Source organism: Aeromonas sp. A600620 (genome assembly GCF_029479985.1).
Classification (GTDB): Bacteria; Pseudomonadota; Gammaproteobacteria; order Enterobacterales; family Aeromonadaceae; genus Aeromonas; species Aeromonas veronii_A.
On sequence record NZ_JAAKXB010000005.1, the window covers coordinates 67,699 to 82,996 of the forward strand.

Here is a 15,298-nt window from a genome sequence, read left to right on the forward strand (position 1 = left end):
CTGGAAGTCGTGGAATTTACCGGCGAGTAAGTGCGCCGGACTGGTTAAATCGCGATCATGGCCGTCTATTGCGGCCATGGTTTTTGTCGTGGGTCTGTTGTGCTAGAATGTGCGCACTTTTGACTCCGGCCCTTTTGATTGCACAGATACAGGATTTCCAATGAAGGTTATCGAAGGAAATATCGCCGCTCCTGAGGCGCGCGTTGCTATTGTTGTTGCCCGTTTCAACAGCTTCATCAACGACAGTCTGGTGAACGGTGCGGTGGACGTACTGAAGCGTCAAGGTCAAGTGCAGGACAGCAACCTGACACTGGTAAAAGTGCCGGGCGCGGTTGAAATGCCATTGGTCATCAAGAAGCTGGCCAAGAGTGGTCAATACGACGCCATCGTGGCGGTCGGTACTGTCATCCGTGGCGGCACCTATCACTTCGACCTGGTGGCAAACGAGAACAGCAAGGGCATGGCCCAGGTAATGATGGAATATGAAATTCCCGTTGCCTTCGGTGTGTTGACCACTGAAAACATTGAACAAGCCATCGAGCGTGCAGGTACCAAGGCGGGTAACAAGGGTGCAGAGGCTGCACTGGCAGCGCTCGAAATGATCAACGTCCTGAAAGAACTGGACGTGTAACGAGGAGAAGTACATTGAAACCGTCTGAGCGCCGTAAAGCCCGCCATTGCGCCACCCAGGCCATCTACCAGTGGCAGATGACCAAGGCTAACGTGGGTGACATCGAAGAGCAGTTCAAGATCGATCAGGACACCAAGGGTGTAGACCTGAACTATTTCCGCGATCTGCTGTTCGGGGTAGCCCTCCACTGCAGCGAGCTGGACAAGGTGTTTGCACCTTTCCTCTCCCGTCCGCTGGAAGAAGTGGACATGGTGGACAAGGCGATCCTGCGTCTGGCGACCTACGAGCTGACCCGTCGTGATGATGTACCGCCGCGCGTGGTCATCAACGAAGCGATCGAGCTGGCCAAAGCTTTTGCTGCCGATGACAGCCACAAGTTTGTCAACGGTGTACTGGACAAGGTGATCAAATCGCTGAACAAGCGTTGATCCTGCTGTCCGTCAGCATCTAAGAGAGGAGCCAGCTTATTGCTGGCTTTTTACTGTATGGGTGAATTTGAGCTGATTGATAAGTACTTCAAGGTTCCCCACGCCCGCAAGGACGTGGTGATGGGCCCTGGAGATGACTGTGCCCTGCTGACCCTGCCCCCCGATACCCAGCTGGCGGTGAGCACCGACACTCTGGTGAGCGGCGTACACTTCTTTCCCGACATGGATCCGGTGGATCTCGGCTACAAGGCGCTGGCGGTCAATCTCTCCGATCTCGCCGCCATGGGTGCCGAGCCACGCTGGGTGTCGCTGGCGCTGACCCTGCCTGCCATCAACGAAGGTTGGGTTGCCGGTTTTGCCGAAGGGTTTCTGGAGCTGGCCGAGTACTACAACGTGGCGCTGGTGGGCGGAGACATGACCCGCGGGCCGCTCTCCATCACCATCTCGGTGAAGGGGTCGGTGCCTGCCGGTCGCGCCCTGATGCGCAGCGGCGCCAAAGCCGGTGACGGCATCTATGTGACCGGCACTTTGGGAGATGCCGCGCTGGCGCTTTCCCACCTGCTGGGCAAACGCACCCTCAACGAGAACCAGCTGGCAGCTGTGCTGCCACGGCTCGACCACCCCCATCCCCGCATTCTGGCCGGTCAGGCGCTGCGCGGGCTGGCGGGTAGTGCGCTGGATCTCTCCGACGGTCTGGCATCAGATCTCGGCCATATCCTCAAGGCCTCCGGCGTGCGTGCCCAGATCGATCTCGATCTGCTGCCGCTCTCGCCGGTGTTGCAGGATGCGGTGAGCGAGCAGGAGGCGTGGCAACTGGCGCTGGCCGGTGGCGATGACTACGAGCTCTGCTTCACCGTACCGGAGGAGCACCGCGGCGCGCTCGATACGGCGCTGGCCCACAGCGGGGTCAAGTTCAGCCGCATCGGCCGCATCGTGGCGGGCGAGCCGGGCATCGACTACCTGCGTGGCGACCAAGCGGTCGAGCTGCAACTGAAAGGGTGGGATCACTTCGCATGAGTTTGTTCAGGATAAAGCCCGAGCTGACACGACTGGATCTGAAAAATCCGCTTCATTTTTTGGCGGTGGGGTTTGGTTCCGGCCTCAGCCCCAAGGCGCCGGGCACCATGGGCACCCTGGCGGCCATTCCGCTCTACCTGCTGGTGAGTGGGCTGCCGACCTATTGGTTTATCGCCTTGCTGGCGGTGGGTTTTGTTGTGGGGATCCGTATCTGCCAGAGCGCCACCGATGCCATCGGCGTGCCGGATCACGGCGCCATCGTCTGGGACGAGGTGATCGGCTTTGGCGTTACCATGATCGCAGCGCCAGCCGGTTGGGAGTGGGTGGTGGCGGGCTTCGCGCTGTTCCGGTTGTTTGATGTGCTCAAGCCCTGGCCCATCTCCTGGTTTGATCGCCGGATCCACGGTGGCCTGGGCATCATGCTGGACGATCTGATCGCCGGCCTGTTCGCTCTGTTTTGTATGCAATTACTGGCATTCTGGCTCGGTTGAGAGCCATCTTCCGGGGGATGACCGTTCTGGCATCCCCCGATTTATATCTGCTTAATTTTCATTCATCGGCATATGCTGCCGTTTATCATCCATTTCACATAAATATTCACTACTCATTCGGGGCTGGTGATTGTTTTGGAAATAGTGATAAATGCTGCTTGTTGCGTTGTTGTTGAAATTAAAGTAATGATACCAATAGATGTACGGACGCACCGGCCATTTGTGTGATGAAAATCATCATTTATCTCTGCCGAATTGGTGGTTATCTGCACAAAACATTGCGGAATTGTATAACTCAATCATTTACACCCGTGGTCAAACCGTCTAAGTTACTCGCGGGTTATTCCAAAAAAATGCAAAAAACCCGCCCGGATCGCTGGTTTCGCTGCCTCATGGATTGAGCAAATATTGCCCAAGGTAACAACCGGCATCTGCGGCTGATTTACGGACGAATTATTTGGGACGGATGTCCCCCGCAGAGGTAAACATGTCCTTGCTCGAAGTAAAGAACTTGCGGATCGAGTACCCCTCCCGCTACGGGGTGCTGGCCGCGGTGAAGGATCTCTCTTTCTCTATCGAAAAGGGTGAGATTGTCGGGGTGGTCGGTGAATCCGGCGCCGGCAAGTCCACCATCGGCAACGCCGTTATCGACCTCCTGAGCCCGCCGGGTCGCATCGCCCGTGGCGATATCTATCTCAATGGCGAGCTCATCTCCGGCAAGAGCCAGAACGAGATGCGGGCCATCCGTGGCTCCCGTATCGGGTTCATCTTCCAGGACCCCATGACCTCCCTCAACCCGCTGTTCACCGTTGAGCATCAGTTGGTGGAGACCATTCTGGCCAATACCGATCTCTCTCGCGAGGCCGCTTTTGCCAAGGCGCTGGAGCTGATGGGGGCGGTGGGTATTCCGCAGCCGGAGCTGCGCATCAAACAGTATCCGCACCAGTTCTCCGGTGGCATGCGTCAGCGGGTGGTTATCGCCATCGCGCTCTCCTGCGATCCGGAGCTGATCATCGCCGATGAGCCGACTACGGCGCTGGATGTCTCCATTCAGGATCAGATCCTCCAGCTTATCCGCGCCCTCTGCAAAGAGCGTCAGGTGGGCTGCATGCTGGTGACCCACGACATGGGCGTGGTCTCCAACGTTACCGACAAGGTGGCGGTGATGTATCGCGGCGATCTGGTGGAGTTCGGCCTGACCGAACAGGTGTTGGGCAGCCCCAATCACCCCTATACCCGCAGCCTCATCTCGGCGGTCCCCCGTTCCGATGTGAAGCTGGTGCGCTTCCCGCTGGTCTCCTATATCGAGGATGCCAGTGCGCCGGATACCAATATCGACCTCAAGACTCACTGGCTCGGCCAGAGTCAGGACGAGCGAGCCTATGAAGGGGCGCTGTTGCGGGTGGAGAACGTCGATCTGAAGTTCGTCACCAAGGACTCCATCTTCCCGAGCCGCCGCCAGTATGTACGCGCCTGCAACAACATCAGCTTCGAGATCTTCGAAGGGGAGACCTTCGGTCTGGTGGGGGAGTCCGGCTCCGGCAAATCGACCATTGCCCGCGCCATCACCGGTCTCTATCCGCCTGATACCGGCAAGATTTTCTTCGAGGGGATCGATCTGACCGCTCTCAAGAGCGAGCGCGAACGTCGCCCGCTGCGTCGCCAGATGCAGATGGTGTTCCAGAACCCCTATTCGTCGATGAACCCGCGGATGAAGGTGCGCGACATCATTGCCGAGCCGATCCGCTTCCATCAGCTGGCGAGCAGCGAGAGCCAGATCGAGGGGATTGTCGGCGATCTGCTGGATCACGTGGGTCTTGGCCGTGGTGCTGGCCTCAAGTATCCCCACGAGTTCTCCGGCGGTCAGCGCCAGCGTATCTCCATTGCCCGCGCATTGGCCACTCGCCCGCGCTTCCTTATCTGTGACGAGCCGACCTCGGCGCTGGATGTGTCGGTGCAGGCCCAGATCCTCAACCTGCTCAAGGATCTGCAGCAGGAGCTCAAGCTCACCATGCTGTTTATCAGCCACGATCTGCCGGTGATCCGCCAGATGTGCGACCGCATCGGGGTGATGCAGCACGGTAATCTGGTGGAGGTGGCCGAGACCGAGAAACTCTTTACCAATGCCGAGCATGAGTACAGCCGCAAGCTGATCTCCCTCATGCCGGAGTTCAAGGGAATGTCCCGCGAGGGGCTGGAAATCGCAAGCTAGGAGAGCGCCGGTGCGCCGGTCTGCTTGTCAAAAAAAGTGTCATAAGAAAGCCAAAAGCATGGAGAACAAGATGAAGAAAGGATTGTCCAAGATTGCCCTGGCGCTGTTTGCCGCCGGTTTCGCCTTCAGTGTCTCAGCCGCTGATATCAAGGTGGGTGTCGCCTCTGACGCCACTTCGCTGGATCCGCAGGAGCAGCTCTCCGGTCAGACCCTGGAGATGTCGCACCTGGTATTCGATCCCCTGATGCGTTACACCCAGGACCTGCAGTTCGAGCCCCGTCTGGCCGAGAAGTATGAGCGTATTGACGACAAGACCGTCCGCTTCCACCTGCGCAAAGGGGTCAAGTTCCACTCCGGTAACGACTTCACCGCAGACGACGTGGTGTGGACCGTCAACCGCCTGAAATCCTCCGTCGACTTCAAGGCGATCTTCGATCCCATCAGCGAAGTGAAGAAAGTCGATGACTACACCGTCGATCTGATTACCGCCAAGCCGTTCCCACTGGTGCTGCAGACCGTCACCTACATCTTCCCGATGGACTCCAAGTTCTACACCGGCAAAACCGAAGCGGGCAAAGACAAGGCCGAGATCGTCAAAAACGGCGACTCCTATGCCTCTACCCACGTCTCCGGTACTGGCCCGTTCACCGTCAAGTTCCGCGAGCAGGGCGTGAAGCTGGATTATGCCCGCAACGCCAACTACTGGGATAAAGCTTCCAAGGGTAACGTCGAGAACCTGACCGTGGTGCCGATCAAGGAAGATGCGACCCGTGTTGCAGCCCTGTTGGGTGGCGACGTGGACATGATCTATCCGGTTGCGCCGAACGATCTGGAGCGTGTGAAGAATGGCAAGGACTCCCAGCTGGTCACCCTGTCCGGTACCCGTGCCATCATCATCGAGCTGAACCAGAACACCAACCCGGCGCTGAAAGACAAGCGCGTGCGTCAGGCGATCAACTACGCCATCAACCAGGTGGGCATCGTCGAGAAGATTAACAAGGGCTTCGGTACCCCTGCTGGTCAGCTGAGCCCGAAAGGCTATGCCGGTCATAACGAGGCGCTGGTGCCCCAGTATGATCTGGCCAAGGCCAAGGAGCTGATGAAAGAGGCCGGTTACGAGAAAGGCTTCAAGATGACCTTCATCTCCCCGGCTGCCCGCTACGTCAACGACGTCAAGATTGCCCAAGCTGTTTCCGCCATGCTGGCCAAGATCAACATCAAGGTGGATCTGAAGACCATGCCGGTGGCCCAGTACTGGCCGGAGTTTGACAAGTGCGCCGCTGACATGCAGCTGATTGGCTGGCACTCCGATACTGAAGATACCGCGAACTTCTTCGAGTTCCTGACCTTCACCAAGGATGCCAAGACCGGTATGGGCCAGTACAACTGCGCCGGTTATGCCAACGCCGAAGCTGACAAGATGGTGATGGATGCCAATGCCGAGACCGATCCGGCCAAGCGTGCCGAGATGCTGAAGAAGGTCGAAGCCATGCTGATCGAAGATGCTGCCTATGTGCCGTTGCACTGGGAAGATCTGGCCTATGGCGCCAAGAAGAACGTCGACATCAAGCCGGTGGTCAACGTGATGAACTTCCCTTACCTGGGTGACCTGGTGGTCAGCAAGTAAGAGAACGTCGCAAGGAAGGACGGGGCGGGGTGGTCAGCTGGCCACTCCGCCCACTAACAGAAGCCTGTGCCACGACACAGGCCACGTAGAAGGACAAGCATGTTTACATTCCTGCTGAAACGGTTCTATCAGGCCGTGATAGTGATGTTCGTCATCAGCCTGGTCGCCTTCTCCATCCAGGATAACCTGGGTGACCCGTTGCGCGAGCTGGTGGGACAATCCGTCTCCGAAGCCCAGCGTCACGAGTTGCGCGAGAAGATGGGCCTTAACGATCCCTTCCTCATCAAATACAGCCGCTTTCTGAAAAATGCGGTGCATGGGGATTTGGGCACCTCCTATTTCTTCAAGCGACCCGCTCTCGAGGTGATCCTCGACAAGCTGGTGGCTACCCTTGAGCTGGTGTTTGCCGCCGCGCTCATCATCGTGGTGGTCTCCATTCCACTCGGTGTCTATTCGGCGATCCGCCCGCGCAGCATTCCCACCAAGATCATCATGGCGGGGAGCAGTATCGGCATTTCGATCCCGGTGTTCCTGACCGCCATCATGCTGATGTATCTCTTCTCCATCCAGCTGGGCTGGCTGCCGGCCTATGGCCGCGGCGAGACCCGTAACCTGCTGGGCTGGGAGTCGGGCTTCTTCACCTGGGATGGCATCCTGCACCTGATCCTGCCGGCGGTGTCGCTCTCTTCCATCATGCTGCCGCTGTTTATCCGGCTGGTGCGCTCCGAGATGCTGGAGCAGCTCTCCTCCGAGTACGTCAAATTCGCCCGCGCCAAAGGGCTGGATAACAACAAGGTCTACTATCAGCACGCCCTCAAAAACACCATGCTGCCGGTCATTACCGTCGGCGGGGTGCAGATCGGCACTATGGTGGCCTACACCATTCTGACCGAGAGTGTGTTCCAGTGGCCGGGTACCGGCTTCCTGTTTCTTGAAGCGATCCACAGGGTCGATACCCCGCTGATCACCGCCTACGTCATCTTCGTGGGATTGATCTTCGTGGTGACCAATACCCTGGTCGACCTGCTCTACGGGTTGATCAACCCGACCGTTAACCTGACTGCCAAGGGGTAAGCGCATGACTAATGCTGTAACTGCAAGCCCAAGCCGTTGGGCACGATTCAAGAACTCTGACATCGTCTACTACTTCCTGCGGGACAAGGTAGCCATGTTCAGCTTTGCGGTGTTTGTGGTGTTCGTGCTGGCGGCGCTGCTGGCGCCCTGGCTCGCTCCGCACAACGTCTATGACCAGACCAGTTTTGATCTGATGGATGCCGAGTTGCCCCCCTCCTGGCTCGAAGGCGGCGAGGAGCGCTTCTGGCTCGGTACCGACAACCAGGGGCGGGATATCTGGAGCACCATCCTCTATGGCGCCCGTATCTCCCTCACTATCGGTCTGTTTGCGGTGGCGCTGCAGCTGGTGCTCGGTATCGTCATCGGTCTGATTGCCGGTTACTTCGGTGGCCGCATCGACAACCTGCTGATGCGCTTTGCCGATGTGCAGTTGTCGTTCTCCACCATGATGGTGGCGATCATCATCTCCGCCATCTTTCAGGCAACCTTTGGCTCCGAGTTCTACTCGAAGTTCGCCATCATGATGCTGGTGGTGATCATCGGTATCGCCGAGTGGCCGCAGTATGCCCGTACCGTGCGCGCCTCTGTGCTGGCGGAGAAGAAGAAGGAGTATGTGGAAGCAGCCAAGGTGATGGGATTCCGCGCCCCGCGCATCATGTTCCGCCACATTCTGCCCAACTGTTTGTCGCCCATTCTGGTGATCTCCACCGTGCAGGTGGCCAACGCCATCATGAGCGAGGCGGCACTCTCCTTCCTCGGTCTGGGAATGCCGGTTGATCAGCCCTCGCTCGGTTCGCTTATCAGCGTCGGCTTCAACTACATCTTCTCCGGTTCCTGGTGGATCACCGCCTTCCCGGGAATCTGTCTGGTGGTGCTGGTGCTGGTCATCAACCTGCTGGGCGACTGGCTGCGGGATGTGTTTAACCCCAAGATCTACAAAGGTTGATAACCTGCGCAAGAACTTACTGCGAGGCCGTGATCAAGGCTCATGTGCTGCTCGGAATCCTCATGTATTCACATATACTCCGGTTCCTGCGCTGCTCTTTACCTTGTTGACGGACTTCTCGCAACAGTTCTTGAACAGGTTCTAGATTATGAAGAACAAGAAGGGCGCCAGTGAGGCGCCCTTCTTTTGCTTGATAGCTTCAAGCGTTATCAGGCTTTCAGCCAGCTTTCGATACTGCGCTGGATGCCTGCATCGTCCAGACCAAGCAGGGCATAGATCTCCTGCTGGGTACCCTGTTCCACGAAGCGATCCGGCAAGCCGAGGTTGAGTACCGGCTTGCACTGTTTATTGCGCATCAGCAGCTCGTTCACCGCCGAACCGGCGCCGCCCATGATAGCGTTGTCTTCGATGGTGACGAAGTGATCGTGGCTGGCCGCCAGCGACAGCACCAGCGCCTCATCCATCGGTTTGACAAAGCGCATGTCCACCAGGGTGGCATCCAGCGCTTCGGCGGCCGTTTTCGCGTGGTGCAGCAGGGTGCCAAAGGCCAGAATAGCGGTACCCTTGCCCTCTCGCAGGATACGTCCCTTGCCGAGCTCCAGTGCCTGCATCTCTGACGAGATGGGGGAATCGCTCAGACTGCTGCCGCGGGGGTAACGCACGGCGACAGGGCCTTGCTGAAGATAGCCGGTATAGAGCATCTGGCGGCACTCGTTCTCGTCAGATGGCGTCATCACCACCATGTTGGGCACGGTGCGCAGGAAGCTGATGTCGAACGCTCCCTGATGGGTCGGGCCGTCGGCGCCCACCAGACCGGCCCGGTCGATGGCGAATAGCACCGGCAGATCTTGCAGCGCCACGTCGTGGATCACCTGATCGTAGGCGCGCTGCAGAAAGCTCGAATAGATGGCCACCACTGGCTTCTTGTCGGCGATGGCAAGACCGGCAGCGAACGTGACTGCATGTTGCTCGGCAATGGCCACATCGAAGTAGCGATCCGGATACTGCTGGCTGAATTTCACCAGACCGGAGCCTTCGCGCATGGCAGGGGTGATGCCGACCAGCTTCTCGTCTTTGGCGGCCATGTCGCACAGCCATTGGCCAAAGATGGCGGAGAAGGTGGGTTTGGCGGCGCTCGCTTTCGGCAGGGAACACTCGTCAGGATTGAACTTGGGCACAGCGTGATAACCGATGGGGTCTTTCTCCGCCGGCTCGTAACCCTTGCCCTTCTTGGTTTTGACGTGCAGCAACTGCGGACCCTTGAGATTGCGCATGTTGCGCAGGGTCTCGACCAGCGCTTCTATATCGTGACCGTCGATGGGGCCGATGTAGTTGAAGCCGAACTCCTCGAACAGGGTGCCGGGCACCACCATCCCCTTGAGGTGCTCTTCGGCCCGCTTGGCCAGCTCCTTGACCGGCGGCAGACCGGCCAGCACCTTCTTGCCGCCTTCGCGGATGGTGGTGTAGAGCTTGCCGGACATGACCCGGGCCAGATGGTTGTTGAGCGCCCCGACATTCTCGGAGATGGACATCTCGTTGTCGTTGAGGATCACCAGCATGTCTTTATGGACATCGCCGGCGTGGTTGAGCGCTTCAAAGGCCATCCCTGCGGTAATGGCACCATCACCAATTACCGCTACCACCTTGCGACCCAGCCCTTCACTCTCGGCGGCGACCGCCATACCGAGCGCCGCACCAATGGAGGTGCTGGAGTGGCCGACGGAGAGCACGTCGTACTCGCTCTCGCCGCGCCAGGGGAAGGGGTGCAGGCCATCTTTCTGCCGGATGGTGTGGATCTGGTCACGGCGCCCGGTCAGGATCTTGTGGGGATAGGCCTGATGGCCCACATCCCAGATCAGCCGATCGAACGGGGTGTTGTAGACGTAGTGCAGGGCCACGGTCAGTTCGACCGTGCCGAGACCGGAGGCAAAGTGTCCGCTGGAGCGGCTGACAGAGCGCAGCAGATATTCGCGCAGCTCGTTGCACAGCACCGGCAGCCGATCTTTGGGCAAGGAACGCAGCTCGACCGGAGTGTCCGCGAGGGCCAGGTTGGGGAAATTGCTAATATCAACGCTCATATTGTTACTGTTATCCAGCGTTTAGTGGGTTCGCTCGATGATGTAATCGGCAAACGCTTCCAGAATGTCGGTATTGTAGGGCAAGGATTGCAGGGCTGTTAAGGCTTTCCCATGCAGTTCGCGAGCCAGCTCACGGGCATTTTCGAGTCCGAGCAGGGCCGGATAGGTACTTTTCTCCAGCGCCAGGTCAGAACCTTGCGGCTTGCCCAGGGTGGCGGTATCACCTGTGATGTCGAGGATGTCATCCTGCACCTGAAAGGCGAGGCCAATCGCGGCGGCATAGGTTTGCAGGGCAATCAGGGTTGCGTCATCGACATCGGCTTTGCAGAGTGCGCCCAGTGTCACGGCGCACTCAATCAGTGCCCCCGTTTTATGGCGGTGTACCTGTTCCAGTTCGGCGAGCGAGATCTGGCGCCCTTCGGCCTGCAGATCCAGCGCCTGACCGCCGCACATACCGAGATAACCGGAAGCGCGGGCGAGGGTACTCAGCATCCGCACCCGGTTGGCCATCAAGGTATCGGGCATGGGGTGATCGGCCAGAATGGAGAACGCCAGCGTCTGCAGCGCATCACCGGCCAGAATGGCGGTGCCTTCATCGAATGCCTTGTGAACGGTCGGCTGGCCGCGACGCAAGTCGTCGTCATCCATGGCGGGCAGATCGTCGTGCAGCAGTGAGTAGGCATGGATGCACTCCACGGCAGCCGCAGGGCCGTCCAGCAGGTCGCTCTTTACGCCCAGCATTTCGCCGACCGCGTAGACCAGAAACGGGCGAACCCGCTTGCCGCCCAGCAGCAGGCCATATTTCATGGCATCACGCAGACGAGGCGCCATGGGTGGCAAAGCTTCAAGTTTTGCCAACAGGCAGTCATCAATACGCTGGCGATGCTGACGGGAAAAATGGACCAGTGCCACTCACTCGTCTCCTTGTTCTGGCTGGAAGGGGGTCAGCTGATCACTGCCATCGGCCTTGCTCAGCAGGATCTGGATCTTCTGCTCGGCTTGCTCCAGCTTTTGTTGGCCAGCCCGCACCAGATGGATTCCCTGCTCGAACTGTTTGAGGGCCTCCTCCAGCGGTAGGGAACCTTGCTCCAGCTGATGAACGATGGTTTCCAGCTCTTCGAGAGTGGCGTCAAAACTCAGACGGTCGATTTTTTTACTGGCCATGTCCATCCTCGGGAATTGAAAAAACGGCTTATATTAACATCGACCGCCCACCGGGGGGAGGCTGAAAAACGCTGCCTCCTCAAACTCTCGATAAACTGGCCGATAATGAACCATGATTCTCAGTGGATGCATGCTTGCCGCTTGGGTCGCAATAGCAGAAAATTCAACAAACTATAATTGGGCATAAGAACCGGTGACAGGAGTAGGGACGTGGATCTAGGCAGTCTGATAGGGATAGTGCTGGGTTTCGGGGTGGTGGTGTACGGCATGCTGCTGGGGGGCCCCATGAGCATGTACGTCGACATGCCATCGGTCTACATCACCGTATTGGGCTCCATCTTCATCGCCATGATGAAGTTCAACCTAGGCCAGTTTCTGATGGCGTTTAAGGTCGCTGGTAAAGCTTTTATGTACAAGGGCGACAAGCTGGAAGACCTCATAGTTAAAGCCGTTGAGCTTGCCGATGCCGCCCGTAAAGGCGGATTTCTGGCGCTTGAAGCGGCCGAGATTCCCAATCCCTTCATGAAAAAAGGGATCGATATGCTGGTGGATGGCCATGATGCCGATGTAGTGCGCGCAGTGATGGAAAAGGATATCGAGTTGACTGCCGAACGTCACGTCATTGCGATCAAGGTGTTCCGTACCCTTGGGGATCTTGGCCCGGCGATGGGGATGATCGGTACGCTGGTGGGTCTGGTGGCCATGTTGGCCAATATGAGTGATCCCAAATCTATCGGTCCTGCCATGGCTGTAGCCCTCTTGACCACTCTGTATGGTGCGATCGAAGCCAACATGCTGGCCATCCCGATAGCCGACAAGCTGGAACTGCGAAGCGGCGAAGAGCGCCTTAGCCGTTCGCTGATCCTCGATGCCATCATGGGGATCCAGGATGGCCAAAACCCGCGGGTGATCCAGTCCATGCTGCAGAACTATCTGAACCAGTCCAAACGCAACAACGGCAGTGAGTAGGGAGCCCTATGTCTGATTGCAAATGCCCGCCTCCCGGCCTGCCCGGTTATATGGGGACCTTCGCCGACCTCATGTCGCTGCTGATGTGCTTTTTCGTGTTGTTGCTCTCCTTTGCCGAGATGGATGTGCAGAAGTTCAAGCAGATTGCGGGGTCCATGGAGAAGGCATTCGGGGTCCAGAATATCCTTGAGGTGAAAGATATTCCGAAGGGAACTTCTGTCATTGCCCAGGAGTTCCGTCCTGGCCGCCCAGAGCCAACCCCGATTGATACCGTGATGCAGCAGACCATGGACATGACCCAGACCGAGCTGGATTTTTTGCCCGGTGAGGCCGAGCAGGCAGGTGGTCAGGACAAGAGTGATGGCAAGCAGACGGGGGGGGACACAGCTCAGGATGCTCAGAAGGCGCAGCAGCAGTCCAATACCCTGGCAAAGGCGCTGGCCGAGCAGATGAAAGATCAGATCCAGGATGGTGCCATCGAAATCGAGGCGTTGGGACAGCAGATTATTATTCGGATCAGGGAAAAAGCCTCCTTCCCGGCTGGCTCGGCGTTTCTGCAACCCCAGTTCTGGCCGGTTATTCGCAAGGTCGCGACCCTGCTCAAGGATGTACCGGGTGAAATCACCATATCCGGCCACACCGACAACGTGGCGACCGAGGACGAGCTGTTTCAGTCCAACTGGGAGCTTTCGTCCCAGCGAGCAGTGGCTGTGGCACACCAGATGATCAAGGTCCCAGGATTTGATCAGGGACGCTTGATTGTGCAGGGGATGGCCGATTCCCAACCATTGGTGCCCAACAATACTCCCGAGAATCGCCGGATGAACCGACGGGTAGAGATCGCTATCATGCAGGGCAAACCGACCATTTCCTCTCCTATTTCGGTACCGGAAGGAAAGTAATATTTCTTGGAGCAACAGATAAAGCGGGATCTGCATCAGGGGGCCGACATGGATTTTGTGTTGGCTTCATATTAAGATGCGCCATCCGAACCGAGTGCTGCGGCGTCCTGACAGATAGCCGCAGCTTCTATTTTCAAGCAACCCAGGTTTCGACTATGAATCATACTCCGATGACTGTTCGCGGCGCTGAGAAGCTGCGCGAAGAGCTCGAATATCTCAAGACCGAGCTTCGTCCCCAGATTATCGAAGCGATTGCTGAAGCCCGTGAGCACGGTGATCTGAAAGAGAATGCCGAATACCATGCCGCCCGTGAGCAGCAGGGGTTCTGTGAAGGCCGCATTCAGGAAATTGAAGCCAAGCTCTCCAATGCCCAGGTGATCGATGTCACCAAGATGACCAACAATGGTCGCATCATCTTTGGTGCCACCGTGACCCTGCTCAAGAGCGAAACAGAGGAAGAGGTTATCTACCGCATCGTGGGTGACGATGAGGCTGACATCAAGCAGAACCTTATCTCTGTCAACTCTCCGATTGCCCGCGCTCTGATTGGCAAGGAAGTGGACGATGTGGCGCTCGTCAAGACGCCCGCAGGTGATGTGGAGTACGAAATCCTGGACGTTGCCTACATCTGATGTAGTTAATGCGGGATGAGACGGGGGAGCACTTGCTCCCCTGTTTGTTGCGCTTCAGGCTGGTTGGTAAGCGTCGTTGAAGGTGTCCTGATGGCGCTGAAACAGCCAGTGACGAAGTCGCTCTATGTTTGCCTCGCTCATCTGGAAACTGAGTGCCCAGGTTGCACGGTCTGCATTAGATTTGACCCGTCTCACCAGCCTGGCCTGCAAGGGAAATGGCGCCTCTGTGGCGATCTGCAGAGTTCCCTGCAAGGTAGTATCCGCCATCATATCTGTGGGCAGATCTTCCACGATGAGGCCATTGAGCGAAAGGCTCAGCACTTGGAGTACTCCATGAGCTGTTTGCAGTGTCGCTTTCTGGGCAAGTCTCCAAGCTCTTGGCTGGGCAAACCCCAGCTCCCGGATCACTGGCGCAGCGAGCCGAGGCTCGACAAAGCCATCTTCTCTCTGGATAAAGGTGAGGGGGAATCGCAACTGATGGCCTGCATAGCGGGCTTCCAATACCAGCTGTTCGGCTTTTTGCAGCAAGCCAAGCATGGGGTTGTCGAGATGTCCGCTCAGAAGGTGGGTCGCCTCCGAGCATCCCAGCTCCCGCAACATGGTCAGTTCATCGTCGGTCAGAATAGGATGGTGAGCCATGGCGCGTGTCCGAAACTATTCATCGCAGGTTAAGGGCTTGGCGACTACTGTGGCAAGCGACTCGGGAAGAAGTGAAATAAGGAAAGAGCAATGCTCTTTCCTTTTACTTGCGAGGCAGCTGGATTTTGGGTTCGTTGGCCTGACGATAGATGGTCAGCACATGGCCCATGCTCTGTACTTTGACTGAACCGGTTTCACGGACGATGGCATCCATAACCAGTTGTTTCATCTCACGATCTTCAGACGCAACCTTAACCTTGATCAGCTCGTGATGGTTCAGTGCCAGATCGATCTCGGCCAGTACGCCTTCGGTCAGACCATGCTGGCCCAGCAGGACGACAGGTTTGAGGCTGTGGGCAAGGCCCTTGAGGTACTGTTTCTGTTTGTTGTTGAGAATCATCGCAATTTCTTCATAAGTCAGGGTTGAAAGGGGCGTATTCTACCCCCACTTAGCCCTTAATACTAATAACCCTTGTGGTTTTTTAAAG

General features: G+C 57.5%; 16 protein-coding genes. 11 read left to right on the forward strand and 5 right to left on the reverse strand.

The annotated features are described in order from the left end of the window. Positions 1–160 precede the first annotated feature (160 nt). The 8 genes from ribH to G5533_RS08475 all read left to right on the forward strand — a co-directional run bounded on the left by ribH (position 161) and on the right by G5533_RS08475 (position 8,426). Entirely contained in the window at positions 161–631 is a 471-nt protein-coding gene (gene ribH, locus G5533_RS08440; RefSeq protein WP_005338866.1) for a 6,7-dimethyl-8-ribityllumazine synthase, read from the forward strand. Between the two features lie 14 nt (positions 632–645). Beyond that, entirely contained in the window at positions 646–1,059 is a 414-nt protein-coding gene (gene nusB, locus G5533_RS08445) for a transcription antitermination factor NusB (protein WP_005343514.1), read from the forward strand. Positions 1,060–1,116: 57 nt separating this feature from the next. Beyond that, positions 1,117–2,076, forward strand: coding sequence for a thiamine-phosphate kinase (gene thiL, locus G5533_RS08450; protein ID WP_026034998.1), 960 nt, complete (start codon positions 1,117–1,119; stop codon positions 2,074–2,076). After that, a complete protein-coding gene (locus G5533_RS08455; RefSeq protein WP_368226847.1) occupies positions 2,073–2,567 on the forward strand; it encodes a phosphatidylglycerophosphatase A family protein in 495 nt (164 codons plus the stop codon). Before thiL ends, G5533_RS08455 begins: the two co-directional genes overlap by 4 nt. 487 nt (positions 2,568–3,054) lie before the next feature. Beyond that, positions 3,055–4,779, forward strand: a complete 1,725-nt coding sequence (locus G5533_RS08460) for a dipeptide ABC transporter ATP-binding protein (protein ID WP_203119592.1) — start codon at positions 3,055–3,057, stop codon at positions 4,777–4,779. A 70-nt stretch (positions 4,780–4,849) separates the two neighbouring features. Continuing rightward, positions 4,850–6,406 carry an ABC transporter substrate-binding protein gene (locus G5533_RS08465; protein ID WP_106842304.1) on the forward strand — a complete coding sequence of 519 codons (1,557 nt, stop codon included), beginning with the start codon at positions 4,850–4,852 and terminating at the stop codon, positions 6,404–6,406. Positions 6,407–6,505: 99 nt separating this feature from the next. Then, positions 6,506–7,480 carry an ABC transporter permease gene (locus tag G5533_RS08470; protein ID WP_005349514.1) on the forward strand — a complete coding sequence of 325 codons (975 nt, stop codon included), beginning with the start codon at positions 6,506–6,508 and terminating at the stop codon, positions 7,478–7,480. 4 nt (positions 7,481–7,484) lie between these two features. Next, positions 7,485–8,426 carry an ABC transporter permease gene (locus G5533_RS08475; RefSeq protein WP_019445927.1) on the forward strand — a complete coding sequence of 314 codons (942 nt, stop codon included), beginning with the start codon at positions 7,485–7,487 and terminating at the stop codon, positions 8,424–8,426. Positions 8,427–8,635: 209 nt separating this feature from the next. Here G5533_RS08475 and dxs read toward each other — a convergent pair whose 3' ends face one another. From dxs to xseB, 3 genes are read right to left on the reverse strand one after another with little or no spacing between them, the layout of a single operon-like run. Beyond that, positions 8,636–10,504 carry a 1-deoxy-D-xylulose-5-phosphate synthase gene (dxs, locus tag G5533_RS08480; RefSeq protein WP_421205879.1) on the reverse strand — a complete coding sequence of 623 codons (1,869 nt, stop codon included), beginning with the start codon at positions 10,502–10,504 and terminating at the stop codon, positions 8,636–8,638. Between the two features lie 21 nt (positions 10,505–10,525). Beyond that, complete coding sequence (gene ispA / locus G5533_RS08485; protein WP_421255679.1) at positions 10,526–11,416, reverse strand: (2E,6E)-farnesyl diphosphate synthase; 891 nt, start codon at positions 11,414–11,416, stop codon at positions 10,526–10,528. Next, on the reverse strand, positions 11,417–11,668 hold the full coding sequence (gene xseB, locus G5533_RS08490) for an exodeoxyribonuclease VII small subunit (protein ID WP_216951955.1): 252 nt from the start codon (positions 11,666–11,668) through the stop codon (positions 11,417–11,419). It abuts the gene before it with no gap. Positions 11,669–11,878: 210 nt separating this feature from the next. On the opposite strand from xseB, the gene pomA reads away from it, so the two are divergent. From pomA to greA, 3 genes are all read left to right on the forward strand, one after another. Continuing rightward, a complete protein-coding gene (gene pomA, locus G5533_RS08495; protein ID WP_216951954.1) occupies positions 11,879–12,637 on the forward strand; it encodes a flagellar motor protein PomA in 759 nt (252 codons plus the stop codon). Between the two features lie 8 nt (positions 12,638–12,645). Further along, a complete protein-coding gene (locus tag G5533_RS08500) occupies positions 12,646–13,539 on the forward strand; it encodes a flagellar motor protein MotB (RefSeq protein WP_216951953.1) in 894 nt (297 codons plus the stop codon). Between the two features lie 155 nt (positions 13,540–13,694). Next, positions 13,695–14,171: a transcription elongation factor GreA gene (gene greA / locus G5533_RS08505; protein WP_216951952.1), complete on the forward strand. Its 477-nt coding sequence runs from the start codon at positions 13,695–13,697 to the stop codon at positions 14,169–14,171. A gap of 54 nt (positions 14,172–14,225) precedes the next feature. Here the strand turns inward: greA and G5533_RS08510 are convergent, their stop codons facing one another. Both G5533_RS08510 and yhbY read right to left on the reverse strand, forming a co-directional pair. After that, positions 14,226–14,810, reverse strand: coding sequence for a PilZ domain-containing protein (locus tag G5533_RS08510; protein WP_421258724.1), 585 nt, complete (start codon positions 14,808–14,810; stop codon positions 14,226–14,228). 103 nt (positions 14,811–14,913) lie between these two features. Then, a complete protein-coding gene (gene yhbY, locus G5533_RS08515; RefSeq protein ID WP_033114153.1) occupies positions 14,914–15,210 on the reverse strand; it encodes a ribosome assembly RNA-binding protein YhbY in 297 nt (98 codons plus the stop codon). Between the last annotated feature and the right edge of the window lie 88 nt (positions 15,211–15,298).

Coding starts and splice junctions, on each gene's coding strand:
- ribH (WP_005338866.1), top strand. CDS start 161: ATGAAGGTTATCGAAGGAAATATCGCCGCTCCTGAGGCGCGCGTTGCT.
- thiL (WP_026034998.1), top strand. CDS start 1,117: ATGGGTGAATTTGAGCTGATTGATAAGTACTTCAAGGTTCCCCACGCC.
- G5533_RS08455 (WP_368226847.1), top strand. CDS start 2,073: ATGAGTTTGTTCAGGATAAAGCCCGAGCTGACACGACTGGATCTGAAA.
- G5533_RS08460 (WP_203119592.1), top strand. CDS start 3,055: ATGTCCTTGCTCGAAGTAAAGAACTTGCGGATCGAGTACCCCTCCCGC.
- G5533_RS08465 (WP_106842304.1), top strand. CDS start 4,850: ATGAAGAAAGGATTGTCCAAGATTGCCCTGGCGCTGTTTGCCGCCGGT.
- G5533_RS08470 (WP_005349514.1), top strand. CDS start 6,506: ATGTTTACATTCCTGCTGAAACGGTTCTATCAGGCCGTGATAGTGATG.
- G5533_RS08475 (WP_019445927.1), top strand. CDS start 7,485: ATGACTAATGCTGTAACTGCAAGCCCAAGCCGTTGGGCACGATTCAAG.
- dxs (WP_421205879.1), bottom strand. CDS start 10,504: ATGAGCGTTGATATTAGCAATTTCCCCAACCTGGCCCTCGCGGACACT.
- xseB (WP_216951955.1), bottom strand. CDS start 11,668: ATGGCCAGTAAAAAAATCGACCGTCTGAGTTTTGACGCCACTCTCGAA.
- G5533_RS08500 (WP_216951953.1), top strand. CDS start 12,646: ATGTCTGATTGCAAATGCCCGCCTCCCGGCCTGCCCGGTTATATGGGG.
- greA (WP_216951952.1), top strand. CDS start 13,695: ATGAATCATACTCCGATGACTGTTCGCGGCGCTGAGAAGCTGCGCGAA.
- G5533_RS08510 (WP_421258724.1), bottom strand. CDS start 14,810: ATGGCTCACCATCCTATTCTGACCGACGATGAACTGACCATGTTGCGG.
- yhbY (WP_033114153.1), bottom strand. CDS start 15,210: ATGATTCTCAACAACAAACAGAAACAGTACCTCAAGGGCCTTGCCCAC.